Origin of the sequence: Bacillus sp. C28GYM-DRY-1 (genome assembly GCF_030519405.1) — a bacterium.
Taxonomy (GTDB): Bacteria; Bacillota; Bacilli; order Bacillales; family Bacillaceae; genus Bacillus; species Bacillus spizizenii_A.
The window spans coordinates 88,875-107,420 of sequence record NZ_JAUMKF010000002.1 but is presented as its reverse complement, the minus strand read 5'-3'; the positions used below and the strand labels follow the sequence as shown (position 1 = coordinate 107,420).

Sequence of the window (18,546 nt, the reverse complement as noted above, 5' to 3'; positions counted from 1 at the left end):
GACTTCCTTTTTATAATAAAGAAAAAGGAGGAGCAGAACATGATTGTGCTACAAACAACAAACCTGTCGAAAACGTACTATTCAAATAAAGGAACGTTATCATATCAAGCGCTCAGCGACTTTGACCTTAGTGTGGCGAAAGGAGAATTTGTCGGAATTATGGGCCCGTCGGGAAGCGGAAAAACCACGCTCCTGAATTTGCTGGCTACCATTGATATGCCGACCCAGGGTGAGATGATGATCAACGGCATCCAGCCAAAAACGTTAAAGGATCAAGAGCTGGCTCTTTTTCGCAGAAGAGAACTCGGCTTCGTCTTTCAGGATTTTAATTTGCTTGATACGCTGACGATTCGGGAAAATATTCTGCTGCCGCTCGCACTGGATAAGGTAAAGCTGAGAGAAATGGAAGCCCGTCTGGATGAATTGGCCGATGCATTGCAAATCAAGCATATTCTTGACCACCGGACATACGAGGTGTCGGGCGGGCAGCAGCAGCGCGCAGCTTGTGCCAGAGCCATTATTCACAATCCGGCGCTCATTCTTGCCGATGAACCGACGGGAAACCTTGATTCAAAATCGGCTAAGCAAGTGATGAACACGCTGGCTCAGCTGAATGAAGAAAAGGACGCGACGATTCTATTGGTCACACATGATGCGACAGCGGCAAGCTTCTGTAAACGGATTGTGTTTATTAAAGACGGACGTTTCTTTTCAGAGATTCACAGAGGGTCAAACCAGCAGGTGTTTTATCAAAGTATATTAGATACCTTGAGTGTGTTGGGAGGCGATTTTCATGAATTTGAGAACCATCGCCCGTAAAAACATTCTTGGGAATCTGCAACGTTATGTCGCCTACTTTTTAAGCTGTGTGTTTGCCGTTTCGGTGTTTTTTGTCTTCATATCTTTTATTTTTCATCCGGATGTCCATGAAGATAATGTATATGGAGGAAGGCTTGTTAAAACGTGCTTGAGCGCAGCCCTTGTCGTCATCATTGTCTTTTGTATATTTTTTATTTCCTATTCGAATTCGGCATTTTTGCAGGCGAGAAAGAAAGAGTTTGGGCTGCTGACGCTATTCGGAACATCAAAGCAGCAGCTCCGCAAGATGATTTATTATGAGCAGTCACTCATTTCTCTAGCGGCGATTGCTGCCGGCATTGGTGCAGGACTGTTATTTTCAAAACTGTTTTTTATGAACATGACTTGGATGCTCAGCGTGAAGGTGCCGATCTCATTTGTCATTGTGCCGAAAGCGTTTGTGATGACAGCTGCGGGCTTTCTCATCCTGTTTCAGACGCTGCTCGTTTTATCGCTGGCACGGATTCGCAAGATGGAAATCATTGAGCTGATTAAAGCAGCCCAAAAGCCGAAAAGTTTGCCGGCCTATTCAAAATGGCTCACTGTGCTGTCTTTACTGTGTCTGGCTGGCGGTTATTATCTGTCTGCCACAGCGAATGCGATTGATATGGTATTTCGTGTCTTTCCGATTTTGATTTTCGTGTTAATCGGGACGTATTTCTTTTTTACACAAAGCAGTGTGGCGTTTTTCCGCATGCTGTACAGAAAGAAACACAGCTTTTATAAAGGCACGAATATCATTGTCCGTTCCAACATGATATTCAGGCTGAAGGATCACGCGCGCATGCTGTTTTTAACCTCTGTCATTACAGCAGTCATTTTAACCGCTACAGGTGTTATTTATATGTTTTATGCTGATTTAGAAAAACAGGAGGAGCAAAGCATTCCTCAATCTGTTTCCTGGGTAGAAAAAGACGCTTCCAGCTTTCAGGTTATGAAACCTGAGACGGCTGAGAATACATTGAAAAAAGCTGATGCTGACATCAAGTATAAGGTAAATGCCACAGGAATTCCTGTCACTTTTCAATCAGACTCGCCGTATGGGAACAGGAAAGAGATAGCCTTGCTGATTTCAGAGAAAACCTATAATCAAGTTGCAAAGGAAAAAGGTTTTCCTGTTATTCATTTACAGGAGAATGAAGCGTTTATTAATGTTCCGTTTCAAATGATGGTAAAAGATACATTTGGCGAAGGGGAAAAAGCGGCATTTCATATGAAGTCAGGACAAACACTGTTCTATATCATGAAAAAGCAGCAAAACAAAGGGATATTGATGTCAGTCGAAGGAGTCAGCAGTTTATTGGTCGTCAGCAAAAAAAGCTTTGACAGCCTCACTCAGGAAGTGCCGCTGAAGGATCAGATGAGAGTAGTAGGGTATGAGCTTGAGCATTGGCAGGAGACGGTAGATGTCTCTGAAAAGCTTGGAAATATGGTGCCGAAGGAACATATATCTGATTTTCAAACGCGTGCTCCTAGCTATCAAATTGTGAAGCAGGGAGTCGCATTCATGCTGTTTATCGGTCTGTTTGTCAGCGTGCTGTTTTTTGTCGTTCAAGGAAGCATGCTGTACTTGCGGATGTTTACTGAAATAGAAGATACGAGAGTGCAAGTTTTAGCATTAAAGAGAATGGGGATTACGGACAAAGAGATTCATTCCATCCTTGGTAGACAAATTGGATTTTTGTTCTTCATCCCATTTATCGCGGGTACAATTCACGCCGGCTTTGCGTATGCGGCGTTAAGCAACATGCTGAATTCTAACTTATTTCTTGAGGCCGTGATTGTCATCTTCATTTATTTTGTGTTCCAGGCTGTTTATTATATCGTCACTCGCCATATGTATAAGCGTGCTGTTCTCCAGCATATGTAATAAGAAATCCGGGTCTGGATCAGACCGGATTTCTATTTATTGAAATTCTCTTGTAAGATTTTTCGGTGTTTGTCCTTGAATGGCTGCCATCATGTTTTCGGCAGCCTGTTTACACATATTAAAGCGCACTTTAGCTGTTGCTGAGCCGATATGCGGCAGTAAAGTAACATTTTCGAGCTGCAAGAGCGGATTGTTTTTTGCGACAGGTTCTTCTTCGTACACGTCCAAGCCGGCACCACGAATCCATCCTTCTTGAAGGGCATGGATGAGGGCCTTTTCATCAACTGTCTTTCCCCGGGAAATATTGACGAAAATTGCTGAATCCTTCATCTTTTTAAATTCGCGTTCTCCTATCATGTGATACGTTTCATCAGTCAGCGGCGTAATGAGCAGAATAAAATCAGATTGTTCGAGCAATGTATCAAGCTCAGCATACTTGACGCCGATGCTTTCTTCCGTTTCTTGTTTCCGATGACGGTTATGATAAAGCACTTCCATATCGAAGCCAAATTTTGCGCGTCTCGCTGCTTGTTCGCCGATTCTGCCCATGCCGATAATGCCTAACGTCTGATGATGAACGTCAACGCCGAAAAGCGCTTCTTCTGCAACTGTTCCCCATTTTCCCGCTCTGACGAAACGGTCCAGTTCAGCAACACGTCTGGCGGAAGATAGAATCAGGGAAAAGGCCAGATCCGCGACCGTGTCATCCAGTGTGTAGGGTGTATGAGTGCCGACGATACCTCTTTCTCTCATGGCTTCTATATCGAAGTTGTCATAGCCTACAGATTGGTTACTGACCACTTTGAGCTTAGGCGCGTGTTCCAGCAATTCACGATTGATTGACGGTCCGGACGTTCCTGAAGTTAAAAGCCCTTCTGCCTCTTTTAATTTCTCAAATAGTACGTCATTCGGAAGCGTGTCCTCCTGCCATATTTCATAACGGCAATGTTCACCGATGAATGATTCAATCTCTTGAGGAATCGGTTTTGTGATAAATACAAATGGTTTCAACAAGGCTCCCCCTTTATGGCTGTTGTCTATATTATTATATCGGAAATAAATAGATGTTAAAAATATAGCTGCGTTCAATTAAATTTCTGGTTCTTTTGAACTTAAAATGGATATTGAAATGGGTTGAACAGCTAAATCTGCTTTAAAAAGTTTTTTAATTATCTGAATTCGCCTATATTTTATGTCAGACAAATCATTGATATACGAGTTAAAGCCAGGTTATAGGATTCAATAAATATAAATTTTATTATCTTTGAAAGATATAAATTTTTAAGTTTTTATTCTACAGTCCATTTATAGTGTCTTTTTTTGAAAGCCTTTTCGCGGTGTCTTCCTATGCTATAATTCCTTATTGTAAGCTGGGCAAGAAGGCTTGCAAAATCATATGGATGGGAGATGAATCAAATGGTTTCTTTAACATCAATTTTGGACCACAATCAGCGGTTTGTCAGAGAGAGGAAGTATGAACCGTACAAAACGACAAAATTCCCTTCAAAAAAGCTCGTCATTGTCACCTGTATGGATACACGGCTCACCGAACTTCTTCCGCAAGCAATGGGACTGAAAAACGGCGATGCTAAAATTGTAAAAAACGCGGGAGCCATCGTTTCTCACCCATTTGGAAGCGTGACGCGCAGCATACTGGTCGCGATTTATGAATTGCAGGCTGAAGAGGTATGTATTGTCGGCCACCATGAATGCGGGATGTCTGGACTGAATGCGCCCTCGATTCTCGAGAAAGCAAAGGAACGCGGAGTGGAAGAAAGCTGCTTGAATTTGCTGACGAGCGCCGGACTTGATTTGAAAACATGGCTGACCGGTTTTCACAGCGTAGAAGAAAGCGTTTCCCACAGTGTGAATTTGATCAAGAACCATCCGTTGCTGCCGAAAAACGTTCCGGTTCACGGACTTGTCATTCACCCTGAAACAGGAAAACTTGATGTGATCATTAACGGTTATGAAACTGAGCTCATAAACACTCAATTATAAAGGAGGGTATAGCAAAATATGCGGTTCTCAGGGAGATTCAAGGAATATAATTTGCAGAAATTTCAGAAAGACCTGATCGCAGGTATCGTAGTAGGTGTTGTGGCAATTCCTTTAGGGATGGCGTTTGCCATTGCCTCGGGAGTTCAGCCTGAATACGGGCTGTACACTGTTGTTGTGGCGGGGATTTGTATTTCTTTGTTTGGGGGCTCCAAATATCAAATCGGCGGTCCGACAGGCGCCTTTGTCCCAATTCTATTTGGCATTGTAATGCAGTACGGCTTGGAGAACCTCCTGATTGCAGGGTTTATGGCAGGGGTGATGCTGGTGCTGTTCGGGCTATTTAAGCTCGGAAAAATAATGAAATTCGTTCCGAAACCTGTTATCGTCGGTTTTACAGCCGGAATTGCCGTGCTGATCTTTACTGAGCAAATTGCTAATTTTCTCGGTTTAAGAAATGTTGAAAAACATGAGAACTTTCATCACAACATGTTTGAAATCGCACAGAAGCTCGGCACATTTAACGTGTATGCCATTTTGACAGCAGTGATCGGGCTTGTCATTTTGCTTGTATCCGCCAGAGTGATGCCTAAAATACCGGGCGCTTTATTGGCGCTTCTGATTTCCACACTGGTCGCGGTTGTGTTTTTCCCTGACCGTATGGCAACGATCGGATCAACTTATGGAGAAATTCCTCGCCATTTGCCGGAATTTCAGTTCCCTGAGCTCACATTGGATAAAATGGTTATGTTGTTTCCGGCAGCGCTTGTCATCGCGCTTCTTGGCGGCCTAGAGTCCATTTTGTCCGCAATGGTCGCTGATAACATGAAGGGCTCAAAGCATGACAGCAATAAGGAACTTGTCGGCCAGGGAATTGCGAATATGGCTGCGCCGCTGTTTGGCGGAATTCCGGCTACGGGAGCAATCGCGAGGACGGCGACCAATATTAAGAACGGAGCGGTTTCTCCTGTTTCCGGTGTCGTTCACGGTGTAGTCGTTCTTCTTGTCTTGCTCGTATTTGCGCCTTATGCATCCCATGTGCCGCTTGCCAGTATGGCCCCGATTCTCATGGTTGTCGCATGGAATATGAGTGAGCGCAAGGAAGTCGCAAACATGCTGAGACTGAAAAATGCCGATTCCTTTATTTTGGCGGCGACCTTTGCGCTAACGGTTCTGTTTGACTTAATCGTCGGTGTGGCAACAGGCTTGCTGCTCGCATTTGTGTTCTTTATCAGAAGAATGAGCGAAGCGACCCGCATCCACACTCAGGAATCGCATCCTGTTTTGGAGAAGACGGCAAAGAGAGAAGACCCATCCGTGAGTATGTATTCCATAGAAGGGCCACTGTTTTTCGGATCAATTGATTCGCTTGAATCTTCACTGCTGGAGCATGTACAGAAAAAGCCGAAGACCCTTATTCTGCTCATGAATAAGGTGCACTACATGGATACGTCGGCTGAAGCAGTGCTCGGGAACATTATGAACCGGATTAAACGCCACAACGGAAAGCTGATGATTGTAGGACTGCAATCGCAGCCGAAGGAGCTGCTGCATAAAACAGGCCTTTTTCACAAAATAGGGAAGCAGCATTTCTTTGATCACCATGATGAAATCACAGGTTAGAAAAAGCGGCCATTGCGGCCGCTTTTTTATGCATGCTCAAAACGTTTGGTCAGTTTATCTTGATGGGCTTTCATCACGTCTTCTAAAGAGACTCCGTACATATCAGCAAGAATAGCGATATTTCCGATGACATCTCCCATTTCTTCAATCAATTCTTGTTTTTGCTCAGCTCGTGTCGATTCTTTCTCATCAGGCCGGTCTCTGCCGATTTCATACGCCCTGACAGCCCGGGCCAGTTCTCCGGCTTCCTCCATTAAAAAGCCGACCCGAATAAACGGCCCGTATTCTGTCCAGCCTCTTTTTTCGTAAAACTCTTTCATCCATTTTTCTGCATCAGCCAGCTGCACCATCATCACTCCTGCATTCTTTATGTATTTCAATTGATATTATCACATGAAGGTGGGACAATATATAGTGTGTTTTTGTATGTTTAATACGATATATAGATGCGGAGATGACAAAGATGAAAACCATTTGTGTATTTGCGGGCTCAAACCCGGGGGGAAATGAAGCGTATAAACGAAAAGCGGCAGAGCTTGGCGCGTATATGGCTGAGCAGGGAATCGGCCTTGTCTATGGGGGTTCCCGCGTAGGCTTGATGGGCGCGATTGCTGACGCGATTATGGAAAACGGCGGAACTGCAATCGGGGTCATGCCGAGCGGTTTGTTCAGCGGGGAGGTTGTCCATCAGAACCTGACTGAGCTGATTGAAGTAAACGGGATGCATGAACGAAAAGCCAAAATGAGCGAGCTTGCTGACGGCTTTATCTCCATGCCGGGCGGCTTCGGTACATATGAAGAATTATTTGAAGTGCTTTGTTGGGCGCAGATCGGCATTCACCAAAAGCCAATCGGTCTGTACAATGTCAACGGATATTTTGAACCAATGATGAAAATGGTCAAATACAGCATTCAAGAAGGATTTTCTAACGACTCTCATCTAAAACTGATCCACAGCTCGTCGCGGCCGGATGAGTTAATTGAACAAATGCAGAACTACTCTTATCCGATTTTAGAGAAAAAGTGGACAGAAATCTAAAAAAGAGCCTTCTTCAGGGAAGGCTCTTCTCGTATTACTTTTGTTCTTCTGTGTTGCGAGTCAGAATTTTGTCAATCAGGCCGTATTCAAGCGCTTCTTCAGCAGACTTAAAGTTATCACGGTCTGTGTCCCGTTCGATTACTTCAAGCGGCTGGCCAGTACGTTCAGCAAGCACTTTGTTTAATTTGTCGCGAAGCAAGAGAATACGTTTCGCGGCAATTTCAATTTCTGTCGCTTGACCTTGAGCTCCGCCAAGAGGCTGGTGAATCATAACTTCACTGTTTGGAAGCGCATAGCGTTTGCCTTTTTCTCCGGCAGCAAGCAAGAATGCGCCCATTGATGCAGCCATACCGATACAAATGGTAGATACCTTCGGCTTGATAAACTGCATGGTGTCATAGATCGCCATACCGGCTGTGATAGAGCCGCCCGGGCTGTTGATGTAAATAGAAATATCTTTTTCAGGGTCTTCCGCTTCTAAGAATAAAAGCTGTGACACGATGGAGTTCGCAACGTTGTCATCAATCGCAGATCCAAGCATGATGATACGATCCTTTAATAGACGAGAATAAATGTCATACGCTCTTTCCCCGCGGTTCGTTTGTTCAATGACTGTAGGTATTAAATTCATAATGCTCCTCCTTCACCTTTTAGGTAAGTATGTAGTTACATGATACATTTTTGGTCAATAAAGGTCAAACAAAAAGCTGGCTTGACAAGCAAACTCTTCTCTTTTCCCCATTTTCCCCAAAAATAAAGGGGTTCAAACCAATGTATGTCAGATTGCCAAATAAGATGATATGTCTGATCTGAAAAGCGCCCTCTTGAAATAGAGGGTTGTTATTTCGATGGAATTATCGTATAATTAGTTGTGCTGACGTTCTCATAACGCAGTCTATATGCGCTCGTAGCTCAGTTGGATAGAGCGGTGGTTTCCGGTACCACGTCTGTCGGGGGTTCGAATCCCTCCGAGCGCGTCCAATAGAACAACAGGAAAGACAAGGGTTTGGCATTTTGCCGCTCTTGTCTTTTTTGTTTTGTTTGAAAAATCTTTCTCAACGGAACATAAATTTTCCTCCACTCGGGCACGTTAAAATGTGTGATATTGAATTTGCGAGGAGGATGAATATGGGTATTTTAAGCGGAAATCCGCAGGATGAACCGATGCATTACGGTGAGGTATACAGCTTGTGGAGTTATGTGATGGCGGGCAATAAAATGGTCGGCAATTACCAGATGTTATTGCATCATGTCGGTGATGACGACTTGAAGAAGCTGCTTCGTGAATCCATTGAGAAGTGCCAAGATGAAGTGAAACAGATCAGTGCGATCCTGAAAGAAAACGGGGTGGCGCTCCCTCCGGCTTCTCCTGAACCGCCGGCTGCAGATCTTAAAGATATTCCGCCGGGTGCGCGGTTTCTTGATCCGGATGTCGCGGCCTCTGCTGCAGCGCAAAATGCTGCGGGCCTTGTGACATGCAGCAAAATTATGGGACAGTCAATTCGTGAGGATATTGCCATGATGTTTGGGCAATTCCATGTATCGAAAGCCGCAACCGGCGCAAAATACTTAAGATTGCTAAAAAACAAAGGCTGGCTCATCCCGCCGCCGCTTCATCTACAACAACATCAAGACGATTAATGGCAAGGGCATATACAGCTGTATATGCCCTTTTCTTATGTTTAAGCCGTAAGACGCAGGCCGATGACGCCCGTGAAGATTAGGCAAAGAGAAATCACCTGTGAAAGCTGAAAACGCTCCTTAAACCAGAGGAACCCGACCGCCGAAACACCAATACTGCCAATGCCGGTCCAAACGGCATAAGCGACTCCGGCAGGCAGGAACCGCATCGCTTGTGATAGGCAGTAAAAGGATAAGCCAAATCCAACAGTCATCACAATGATCGGCCATTTTTTTCTTGTTCCGTCTATATATTTCATTGCAACGGCAGCTATAATTTCTTCTATGCCGGCAATTACTAATAAAAACCAAGCCATTATTTTTCACCTCCCGGCTGTGAATTGCTTTCTTTTGTAAAGAGCTTCATTCCTAAAATACCGGCTAGCAGCAGCATCAAGAAGAAGATTTGCGCTGCTGAGAAGGGTTCGCCTAAGTATATCCCGGTCATATAGGTTCCGACCGTCCCAATTCCGACAAATACGGTATACGCCGCGGCCATAGGGATTTTTCGATAAGAGTGGATTAATAGGATAAAGCTTATCGCTATTAATAAAAAAACGACGGTCCAATCCAATAGCGAATCGGCATGTTTGAGGGAAGAGGCCCAAACAACTTCCAAAAGCCCTGCAATTAAAACAAGCACCCAATTCAAATGAAACACCTCTTTCGTTTATGAATGAACGTCAGTCATTTTTTAACCATTAAAAAATGAGCGGTGTTATCCAGTCATTTTTTAAGCGGTATCTAAGCTTCGTTTTAAGAAAGTAAAGATTTCTTTTTTATACACTCCGACATTTTCATCTTGTTCGAACCCGATATAGAATCGTTCTGCAGTGTTCTCGACCAAGTTAATAATCGTTCTTGCTGTCCACTTCGCATTGATTCCTTTCGTTACCTCAAGGTTTTCAATGGCCTTATTGATGATTTTTTCAAGCCAAGAATAATAAGGCTGATAGATCGTTTCCCATTTTTCCATGGAGTGGTCGATCGCAAGCCCAGAGTAACAGAGGACGATAATATCCTTATGGCGTTCTGTAATGAGAAATGTCTCATCAATTAATATATCTAAAACGGTCCAAAAATCCTCGTCTCCATTCAGTCTTCCTTTGATTTTGTCCAGCGTATGTGTGAGTAGATTTTCTGCAATTGCCGGTATGAGGGCATTTTTAGATGAGAAATACAAGTAGAACGTTCCTTGGGCGGTGCCGGCCTTTTTGACAATATCAGAAATAGAGGCCTTGTCGAGACCTTTTTCAGAAATAACTTCAATGGCAGCTTGAAGAATTTTTTCATATTTGTCCGATGTTTGTTTTGGCATGAGGAGCACCTCCTTTAATGACTGACTATCATTCATCTTATCGCGGGTATGAATGTTTGTAAAGAATAAAGAAGCAAGAAAAATTCTTGCTTCTTTATTTATCATAATCAATAGCGGCTTTCGGGAGCCCGGTATGCTTCGCCCAGTAGTAAATTGCAAGTGAGCCGATGGCGACCAGAATGAGGTCAACGGGATTGCTGATGATGCCTAAACCGTGTCCGAAAGAACCGATGTAGGAAAAGATCAGCATCATGATATAAAACCCGACAAGCCACCACGCTGATTTCAGCTGCTGGGCAAAGCTGACATCGTCTTGAGGCGCATATTTTCTAAAGCAGAGATAGATGAAAAACATCACGAGCTGTGAACCGAGCAGCCAGGAAACGGTTTTCCATCCTGACCAGTAGACAATAAACGCCGTGAAGATAAAGGAAAGCGGCCCGATAATGCTCATTCCTTTTAAATAAAACGGCCTGTTTAAGTCCTTCGCATTCACCCTCAGCGCTGCCGAACAAATTGGTGCAATCGCATAAGAAAGGATGAGCGCGACAGAACAGACATTGACAAGCGCATTCCACGAAGGGAAGGGGAGCGTCCAGAAAATGGACATGGCAAACGAAAGCCAGAGTGAAGCACGGGGCGTTCCCGTTTCTTTATTCACTTTTGAGAATATGCTAAATAATGTGCCGTTACGCGCCCAGGCGTAAACGAGGCGAGACGTTGTATTCATAAAAATATTCCCGTTTCCCCCGGGAGACAAAATGGCGTCTAAAATGACAAGCGTTGCAAGCCAGCCTAATCCAAGCATGACCGCAATATCTTTAAACGGCAATGAGAACTCCCGCGCGATTGCCGGCCACCCATTTTTAAGTGTTTCTGTCGGGATTGCACCAATAAAGGTGACCTGCAAAACAGTGTAAATGATGGTTGAAACGATAATGCAAATGATTAAAGCGATCGGGATGTTGCGTTTTGGATTGCGCACTTCTCCTGCAACAGCGACAATCGGATGCAGGCCGAGATATGCAAACATTACGCCGCCAGTCGAAATTGCAGCTTGAATACCTGTAAAACCGAACGGTGCAAATCCTTCAACAGATAAGTTTTGCGATTTAAAATGAAAGATCAGCACGATAATGATGGTAATCGGTACAATATATTTAAAAATCGATATAATGAAATTTGCCTTAGCGAAGGTTTTGACGCTCCAATAATTCAGCAGGAAAAACAAACATAGCAAGGCAAACTGCAAAATCCAGCCTGCAATGGTCGGCGAATCAGATCCTTTTATGGTCAGGCCGGGAAACCAATAGGCCACATACTGACGAACAGCCGTCACTTCGATTGAAATCAGGCTTGTGTAAGCGACAATTGTGACAAAAGATATTAGGTAGCCGACAAGGTGGCCATGTGAATAAACGGGGTATCGAATGATGCCTCCGGTACGGGGCAGAGCGGCTCCAAGCTCCGCGTACACGAGCCCGATTAACAGAATGATGGCTCCGCCGATGATCCAGGAAAAAGCGCCCGAGGGTCCTGCTTTTGAAGCGACATTACTGACAGCGAACAGCCATGCTGATCCAAAAATGGCACCCATCCCAATCAAAATCAGATCAAACAGCGACATTGATTTTTGAAAATTTCCTTGTTTAGACATCCGCTTCCTCCTTAGAAACCAGCCTTATATTTTAAAATGCCCAATATGTAACAGAGAATACCGCTCTAATAAAAAAACAGGTGCAGCAATGGCTGCACCTGTTTTTTTATTCATGAACCGTATCAAAATGTTTCACCGTTATATTTTTGAATGAGGCTGTGCCGCCTTCAGAATAAAGAGTAATGCCTTTATCTTCAGGCTTTGGGAACACTTCATTTGAAAAAACGGTTTTCCCGTCATCGACAAATACTTCAATCGTTGTTTTATCAACGAGAATTTTCAAATGCGCCTTCTGTTTGCTTACATCGTAAGGAGCCTGGCTTTCAACATAAGTATTGCTTTTGTCAGGCTGATTTGTGGCCGCTCTGTTGACATATGCATAACCGCCTTCTGCAAAAATGCCGACATCAATATGGCGTTTTTGGTCTTCTGACTCTCTCAGTTTGACGCCTGCATTCTTCAGCTCTGACCAAGAAAGATCCATATCAAGCTGGTACGTATCACCTGTGATCGACAGAGTTTTTGATCCGTTCACATGTTGATCCTCTACTTTGTCAGTTGAAACGGTCAGCTGCTCCAAAGCTTCGGTTGGCTGTGAGACGAGGCTGTATGTGCCATCTTGCTCTTGCAGCCGGAGTTCGCGTATGACAGAATCTGTGCCGTTAAAACCGTTTTCCATTGTCGGTGTGTTGTTGGCATAATCCCAATTATTCATCCAGGCAAGCGCATAACGCTTTTCTAATGGATCTGTGCTTTTACCGTCTTCGAACGTCACGCCGCCGTACCAGTCAAAGCCGTAGTCAAGCCATTGCGGTACGGTTTGATCCGCTGTAAATTCTTTTCCGTCGAAGCTTCCGGTCCAGTAGGCGTACGTATTTGGTTTGCCCCACGGTTTGCCGTTCGCGCTGACGCCGAGAACCCACTTAGTCGTTCCATCGCTTGCCCGCATCATGTAGAGGTCAGGGCATTCCACAATTCCCGCCTGCTCTGCGAAGAATCCGCTTGTGTAACGCCAGTCCTTTAGATTATCGGATTCATAAAAGCCGATTTTTGTTCCTTCAGCCATGACCATTACCCATTTGTTGTCCTGGTCATCCCATATGACTTTCGGGTCTCTGAAATCGTCTGTGCCCGGATTGGGCATAATAGGGTTATCACTGTAGGGCTTGAATGATTTTCCTTTGTCTGTGCTGTACCACAAATGTTGCTCTTGCTTTTTGTCTTTGGCTGAAGGCTGTGTCACAATCGCGACAAGCACGTTTTTACCGAATCCGGCTGTGTTTTCTTTATCAATCACGACAGAACCGGTCCAAATGTCGCCGGCTGGGTTTGTGTATTTCGGAATGGCCACGCCTTCATCAGTCCAATGCACCAAATCCTCTGATACGGCATGGCGCCATTCTGTGCCGTTACCTTTTGGGTAATCACGGTTATACAGATAGAAATAATGGTATTGTCCATCTAAATAAATCGGTTTTTGGGGATCGTTTTTCCATTTATCCGGCGTCGTAAAGTGATATGCCGCCCGATAGTCAGTCTTATGATTTGATTTTGTTTTTTTGACAGGTTCTTCGTTTGGCAATAAATCGATAAACAGCAGTATTCCTGCGAAGGTGAGGAATACGGTTAGCCATTTGCCTGTTTTTTTATAGTTCATATGGGATTCACCTTTATGATGTTGATCAGAAATAAAAGAAAATGCCAATTGGATATCGGCATTTTCTTTTTCGTTGTTATTTGTTGACTGTTAATTGTCCTTGTTCAAGGATGCTGTCTTTTACAACAGACGTTTTCTTGCCTTTGATGTTTAACAGGAAGCTTGGCGCAAACGTTGATTGTTTGTCTGCATAGAAGCCTCTGTTTGTCATGTAGCTTGTAATCACGACATTGTTTCCTTCAGCTTGAGGCACAGCAAAGTGTGAATAAGTAAAGGTCACATCGTTAGGATCAAGATCCATTTTTAACACAAGGCCTGTTTCGTTCAGCGGTTTGTATGGGCCAGTTAAGGAATCTGAAACATAACCAAGCATGTAAATGTCATTAGATGTGATACCGTCGATTGTCATTTTTGAACCGCGAGAGTCAGTGAACAGGTACCATTTTCCATTCATTTTAAATACATTCGGGCGTTCAATTTCATCTGTAACTGTGTTAGATGCAATCAGCGGTTTCATCACTTTTTTCATTGTGTAGTCATCATTTAACTCAATGATGCCGAGTGCGCCGTTTGCTAGTTCTGCCGTGCGTTTTTTATCGCTTTGCAGAAGTTTTTGACTTTCTTGACGGAAGAATGATGTGCTTTTTCCATAGTACGCTTTGTTAAATAAAGATTCTTCGCCTTGGTAGCCATTTTCAGTTCCAGTGTTTGCTTCAAATACTAAGTATTTACGGCCGTTATCTTCAACGTAGTGAGGATCTCTCAGTGTGTGGTTATCACCTGAGCTGTAGTTGCCTTCATCGATGAACTGCTGTACATGCTGATACGTTTTGCCGTCACCGTCAAAGATTGATTTATGATCCTCTACACCGTCAATGTTCAGAGAGTTTTCAGACGTTGTTACATTAACCTGTGCAGTTGTCAATGTTTGTTTACCGTAATGTTTGCCGGAGAAGTCAGTGTAGAACAAACGAATTTTTCCATCAGATGTAAATGTGGCTGAACCAGACCATTCTTGTGTTTGGTCTTTCAGGATTGGATCATTTGCATCGAATTTGTCGCTGTCTTTAAAGACGCGGCCAGCGTTTTTCCAGCTGTCAATAGAAGTTTCGCCGACTTTTTGATAGAACATGTAAATTGATGTATCATCCGCATTTTTAGGATCTCCGGCTAATGCAAAGACGATGTGGTAGCCGTGATAATTTGCGACTGTGCCGTCAGCGTTTTGTAATGGCCAGCTGTCCCAAACGTCCAGGCCTTTTGCAGAAGAGATATTTTTAATGGTGGATGGATCGAATTCTGGCACCTGATATTTTTCGTTTTTTTGCTGTTCTGGGATTTGCAGCATATCATGGCGTGTAATATGGGTAATGCCGTACGTTTCATTATACGGATTTTGGTTCGTTTCTTTCGCAAACGCTTGGGTTGCGCCTCCTGCCAGCAGTGCAGTAGTAAAGGTTAATACGGTTGCTTGTTTTGCAAACTTTTTGATGTTCATCGTTCATGTCTCCTTTTTTATGTACTATGTTAGCGGTCTGCTTCTTCCAGCCCTCCTGTTTGAAGATGGCAAGTCAGTTACGCACAATAAAAAAAGACCTAAAATATGTAAGGGGTGACGCCAAAGAATACACTTTGCCCTTTACACATTTTAGGTCTTGCCTGCTTTATCAGTAACAAACCTGCGTGATTTACTTTTCGACATCATTCTATTAGACTCTCGATTGGATTGCAACTGGTCTATTTTCCTCTTTTGTTTGATAGAAATTCATAAAAGGATGTAAAGATTACGGGTCTAAAGAACTAACATACTTGCCTGTTTCTTTTCATTCTCTGTATTTTTTATAACGCCTGATGTATGGGCATAAAGTTACTTATTTCATTATGATTCAAAAAATGATTATTTAGATATGATTCACAATATCTCATTTCATTAAACGTTAGTGAATGGCTGTATGGCATGCAGTAAGAATGTTGATCGGTATAAAGGATGAGGTCTTTTTTATTCATATCATATATTTACTTATAAGAGCTGAAACCTTGGTGTACCATGGCTTGAAAGTAAAGCAGCTTCTCTAACTTTGTAAAAAAGAATATTTGATTCATGCAGAGCGCTCTATATTAAAGTTGATTTTTTTCCTGTGTTTAGGATGACTAGATTTTTTAGTATTCAATATAATTGAAACGTTAATCGTTTAGTAACGTACAGAGAAAAGGGAGGTGGAGGAATGAAGCAGAAGAAAAGGAAGCATCTTAAGACGTTATTTGAGACTTTAGGCGAAAACTATCAATTCAACGGGACGATTCTGGCTGCGGAGGATGGCGAAATCTTATATCATCACTCTTCCGGTTATGCAGAATGGACGGAAAAGCGCCCCTTGCAGACCAACTCTTTGTTTGAGTTAGCGTCTAGGAGAAAGGGATTCTTGGATATGAAGACAAAGTGGAGCGGTGGCTGCCGGGTTTTCCGTATCAGGGCATAACGATACGGCATTTATTGAACCATACGTCAGGACTTCCTGATTATATGGGCTGGTTTGTTAGCAATTGGGATCAAAACAAGATTGCGCAGAATCAGGATATTGTCGATATGCTAATGAATGAGGGGCTGCCTGTTTATTTTGAACCGAATGAAGGCTGGCTGTACAGCAATACGGGTTATGTGCTGCTGGCGGTTATTATTGAAAAAGCATCTGGCATGAGCTATGCGGATTTTATGAATACCAGTATTTTTTCACCGGTCGGCATGAATGAAACGAGAGTGTATAACAGGCGGCTTCGGCCTGAGCGGATTGATCACTATGCATATGGATATGTGTATGATGTACATTCCGAAACGTACGTCCTTCCTGATGATCTGGAGGAAACAAGCTATGTCGTTTACCTAGATGGCATACAGGGAGACGGAACGGTGAACTCTGTCACAAGCGATTTGTTTCGATTTGATCAGGCGTTATATCAGGATGAATTGATCAGCAGGGCATCGAAGGAAGCCGCATTTTCACCTGTAAGCCTTAACAATGGGGAAATGTTTGATTACGGCTTTGGCTGGGTGCTTCAAAACAGTCCTGAAAAAGGGCGGGTTGTCAGCCACACCGGAGGATGGCCCGGCTATTCAACGACGATGATCCGATATATCGATCATCGTAAAACGCTGATCTATTTGAGCAATAAGGAAGAGGAGTCTGAATATGAACGAGCAATTCTGAAGGCGGCGGAACATATTCTATTTGGCCAGCCATATGAGATTCCGGAACGCCCCGCTGACAAAAAGAAAAAAGCAATTGATACAGCGATATACAGCCGCTATGTTGGCAGCTACTCGTTTCAAGATGGGACGGCTGCACGGGTGACAGCCGAGAATGAACGTCTTTATTTGGAGATCACTGGGCAGCTGAGACTGGAATTATTTCCTTCCTCGGAAACCCGTTTCTTCCTGCGATCATTGTCTGTTGAAGTCGAATTTATGTTAGGGGAGAATGCTGCGAAAAGCTTTATCCTCTATGAGGATGGTTCAGAAGAAGAAGTGGTCCGCACGAATTAGAAAGGAATGAAAGGTATGATCGGAATATTAGCCGGGATGGGGCCGAAATCGACCTCGCCGTTTATTGATAAAGTGATTGATTACTGTCAGAAGCTATATGGGGCTTCAAACGATGCTGACTATCCGCACATGATGATTTATTCATGCCCGACACCCTTCTATGCAGATCGTCCCATTGACCATGATGAGATGAAAAGAGCGATTATCGCCGGGGCGGTAAAGCTCGAGAAAACAGGCGTTGATTTCATTGCTCTGCCCTGTAATACGGCGCATGTGTACTATGAAGAGATTCAGCAGGCATTGTCGGTTCCTTTGTTGCATATCATTGAGGAAACGATAAAGGAGATTCCGCATCCTGCAAAAAAAGCGGCGGTTTTGGGAACAGATTCAACCATCCAATCTGCCATCTATCAAAAAGGGCTGAAGGCAAACGGACAAGAAATTGTTCATAAGGATCATTGGCAGCAGGCTGTAAATCAGCTTATCGCCGCAATTAAACACCCGAATCATATACAGCATACACAAGCATTGTGGCAGAAATTATATGAAGAAATCAGTCAGCATGCAGACATCATTATTTCAGCCTGCACGGATTTAAATGTGGTGTTAGACCATATTCAAAGTGAGATTCCGATTATTGATTCCTCTGACTGTCTTGCAAAAAGCACTGTCAGCACATATCTTGCCTATCAAAGCTAGTTTCCAGACAAGGACTGTCTTCAAACAGTCCTTGTTTTTTTGCTCCTATTGTTTGACAGCTGTTTGCAATGGTATTAAAGTAAACATGTAAATAGTTACATGATTTTTTCTTGAAGGTGAGGTGGTGCTCATGAAGAAGCCGGTTTTAAAACCATTCGCCTCTTTAGAAATCAAGGTTGATCCGCCTATTACCATTGGTGAGACAGGCTTGGGACTGAGACGATTCATTCCGATTCGTTCGGGAACAATAACCGGGGAAATAAAGGGGCGTATTTTGCCGGGCGGCGCTGATTCACAAATCATTCGCGCTGACGGCAGAACAGATTTATCTGCCAGGTATGTGATTGAAACAGCAGATCATGAACTGATTTACATTGAAAACAATGGAATACGGCAAGTCAGCGATCCTTTTCGAAAACAAGCTGCGGCCGGGGAAATCATTAATCCGGAGCATGTTTATTTCCGTACGGTGCCGACATTTGAAACAGGCAGTGAAGCCTATCAATGGCTGCATGACCGCTTGTTTATCGGTTCCGCAGAAAGAACCCCTGATTACGTTCGACTAGACATTTATCAAGTACAGTAAAGACTAAGGAGAGTGTGAAA

General features: G+C 43.6%; 17 protein-coding genes, 1 tRNA gene and 1 pseudogene. 10 read left to right on the top strand and 9 right to left on the bottom strand.

The features are described from left to right. The first annotated feature begins 39 nt into the window (after window positions 1-39). Complete coding sequence (gene psdA, locus Q3W56_RS02680) at window positions 40-819, top strand: lantibiotic ABC transporter ATP-binding protein PsdA (protein ID WP_302894394.1); 780 nt, start codon at window positions 40-42, stop codon at window positions 817-819. Continuing rightward, entirely contained in the window at window positions 794-2,728 is a 1,935-nt protein-coding gene (locus tag Q3W56_RS02675) for an ABC transporter permease (protein WP_302894393.1), read from the top strand. Before psdA ends, Q3W56_RS02675 begins: the two co-directional genes overlap by 26 nt. A gap of 36 nt (window positions 2,729-2,764) precedes the next feature. Here Q3W56_RS02675 and Q3W56_RS02670 read toward each other — a convergent pair whose 3' ends face one another. After that, entirely contained in the window at window positions 2,765-3,742 is a 978-nt protein-coding gene (locus tag Q3W56_RS02670) for a 2-hydroxyacid dehydrogenase (protein ID WP_302894392.1), read from the bottom strand. 393 nt (window positions 3,743-4,135) lie between these two features. On the opposite strand from Q3W56_RS02670, the gene Q3W56_RS02665 reads away from it, so the two are divergent. Then, entirely contained in the window at window positions 4,136-4,729 is a 594-nt protein-coding gene (locus Q3W56_RS02665; RefSeq protein WP_268398952.1) for a beta-class carbonic anhydrase, read from the top strand. 18 nt (window positions 4,730-4,747) lie between these two features. Then, on the top strand, window positions 4,748-6,349 hold the full coding sequence (locus tag Q3W56_RS02660; protein WP_019715818.1) for a SulP family inorganic anion transporter: 1,602 nt from the start codon (window positions 4,748-4,750) through the stop codon (window positions 6,347-6,349). A gap of 26 nt (window positions 6,350-6,375) precedes the next feature. On the opposite strand, the gene Q3W56_RS02655 is transcribed toward Q3W56_RS02660, so the two are convergent. Further along, window positions 6,376-6,696 (bottom strand): MazG-like family protein, encoded by a 321-nt coding sequence (locus Q3W56_RS02655; RefSeq protein WP_268399176.1) that lies wholly within the window; start codon window positions 6,694-6,696, stop codon window positions 6,376-6,378. Window positions 6,697-6,812: 116 nt separating this feature from the next. Here Q3W56_RS02655 and Q3W56_RS02650 point away from each other — a divergent pair, with 116 nt between their 5' ends. Next, window positions 6,813-7,388 (top strand): LOG family protein, encoded by a 576-nt coding sequence (locus tag Q3W56_RS02650; protein ID WP_268398951.1) that lies wholly within the window; start codon window positions 6,813-6,815, stop codon window positions 7,386-7,388. 34 nt (window positions 7,389-7,422) lie between these two features. Here the strand turns inward: Q3W56_RS02650 and clpP are convergent, their stop codons facing one another. After that, window positions 7,423-8,019, bottom strand: coding sequence for an ATP-dependent Clp endopeptidase proteolytic subunit ClpP (clpP, locus tag Q3W56_RS02645; protein ID WP_003219849.1), 597 nt, complete (start codon window positions 8,017-8,019; stop codon window positions 7,423-7,425). A gap of 270 nt (window positions 8,020-8,289) precedes the next feature. On the opposite strand from clpP, the gene Q3W56_RS02640 reads away from it, so the two are divergent. Then, window positions 8,290-8,365: transfer RNA gene (locus Q3W56_RS02640), tRNA-Arg, on the top strand. Window positions 8,366-8,516: 151 nt separating this feature from the next. Then, window positions 8,517-9,029, top strand: a complete 513-nt coding sequence (locus Q3W56_RS02635; protein WP_268398949.1) for a DUF3231 family protein — start codon at window positions 8,517-8,519, stop codon at window positions 9,027-9,029. A 41-nt stretch (window positions 9,030-9,070) separates the two neighbouring features. Here Q3W56_RS02635 and Q3W56_RS02630 read toward each other — a convergent pair whose 3' ends face one another. The 6 genes from Q3W56_RS02630 to sacB all read right to left on the bottom strand — a co-directional run bounded on the left by Q3W56_RS02630 (window position 9,071) and on the right by sacB (window position 15,198). Next, window positions 9,071-9,385, bottom strand: coding sequence for a DMT family transporter (locus Q3W56_RS02630; RefSeq protein ID WP_302894391.1), 315 nt, complete (start codon window positions 9,383-9,385; stop codon window positions 9,071-9,073). Then, entirely contained in the window at window positions 9,385-9,720 is a 336-nt protein-coding gene (locus Q3W56_RS02625) for a DMT family transporter (protein WP_302894390.1), read from the bottom strand. Before Q3W56_RS02625 ends, Q3W56_RS02630 begins: the two co-directional genes overlap by 1 nt. Before the next feature lie 81 nt (window positions 9,721-9,801). Then, window positions 9,802-10,386 carry a TetR/AcrR family transcriptional regulator gene (locus Q3W56_RS02620; RefSeq protein WP_019715812.1) on the bottom strand — a complete coding sequence of 195 codons (585 nt, stop codon included), beginning with the start codon at window positions 10,384-10,386 and terminating at the stop codon, window positions 9,802-9,804. A 94-nt stretch (window positions 10,387-10,480) separates the two neighbouring features. Next, the gene (aspP, locus tag Q3W56_RS02615) at window positions 10,481-12,043 is read right to left on the bottom strand and encodes an aspartate/proton symporter AspP (protein ID WP_302894389.1); all 1,563 of its coding nucleotides are present in this window, start codon (window positions 12,041-12,043) and stop codon (window positions 10,481-10,483) included. 106 nt (window positions 12,044-12,149) lie between these two features. Next, on the bottom strand, window positions 12,150-13,700 hold the full coding sequence (locus tag Q3W56_RS02610) for a glycoside hydrolase family 32 protein (protein WP_302894388.1): 1,551 nt from the start codon (window positions 13,698-13,700) through the stop codon (window positions 12,150-12,152). 76 nt (window positions 13,701-13,776) lie between these two features. Continuing rightward, on the bottom strand, window positions 13,777-15,198 hold the full coding sequence (sacB, locus tag Q3W56_RS02605; RefSeq protein ID WP_302894387.1) for a levansucrase: 1,422 nt from the start codon (window positions 15,196-15,198) through the stop codon (window positions 13,777-13,779). Window positions 15,199-15,925: 727 nt separating this feature from the next. Here sacB and Q3W56_RS02600 point away from each other — a divergent pair. From Q3W56_RS02600 to Q3W56_RS02590, 3 genes and pseudogenes are all read left to right on the top strand, one after another. Then, window positions 15,926-17,241 (top strand): annotated as a pseudogene (locus tag Q3W56_RS02600) (serine hydrolase). A gap of 15 nt (window positions 17,242-17,256) precedes the next feature. After that, complete coding sequence (locus Q3W56_RS02595) at window positions 17,257-17,940, top strand: aspartate/glutamate racemase family protein (protein WP_302894386.1); 684 nt, start codon at window positions 17,257-17,259, stop codon at window positions 17,938-17,940. A 130-nt stretch (window positions 17,941-18,070) separates the two neighbouring features. Next, the gene (locus tag Q3W56_RS02590) at window positions 18,071-18,526 is read left to right on the top strand and encodes a DUF3237 domain-containing protein (RefSeq protein ID WP_302894385.1); all 456 of its coding nucleotides are present in this window, start codon (window positions 18,071-18,073) and stop codon (window positions 18,524-18,526) included. Window positions 18,527-18,546 lie beyond the last annotated feature (20 nt).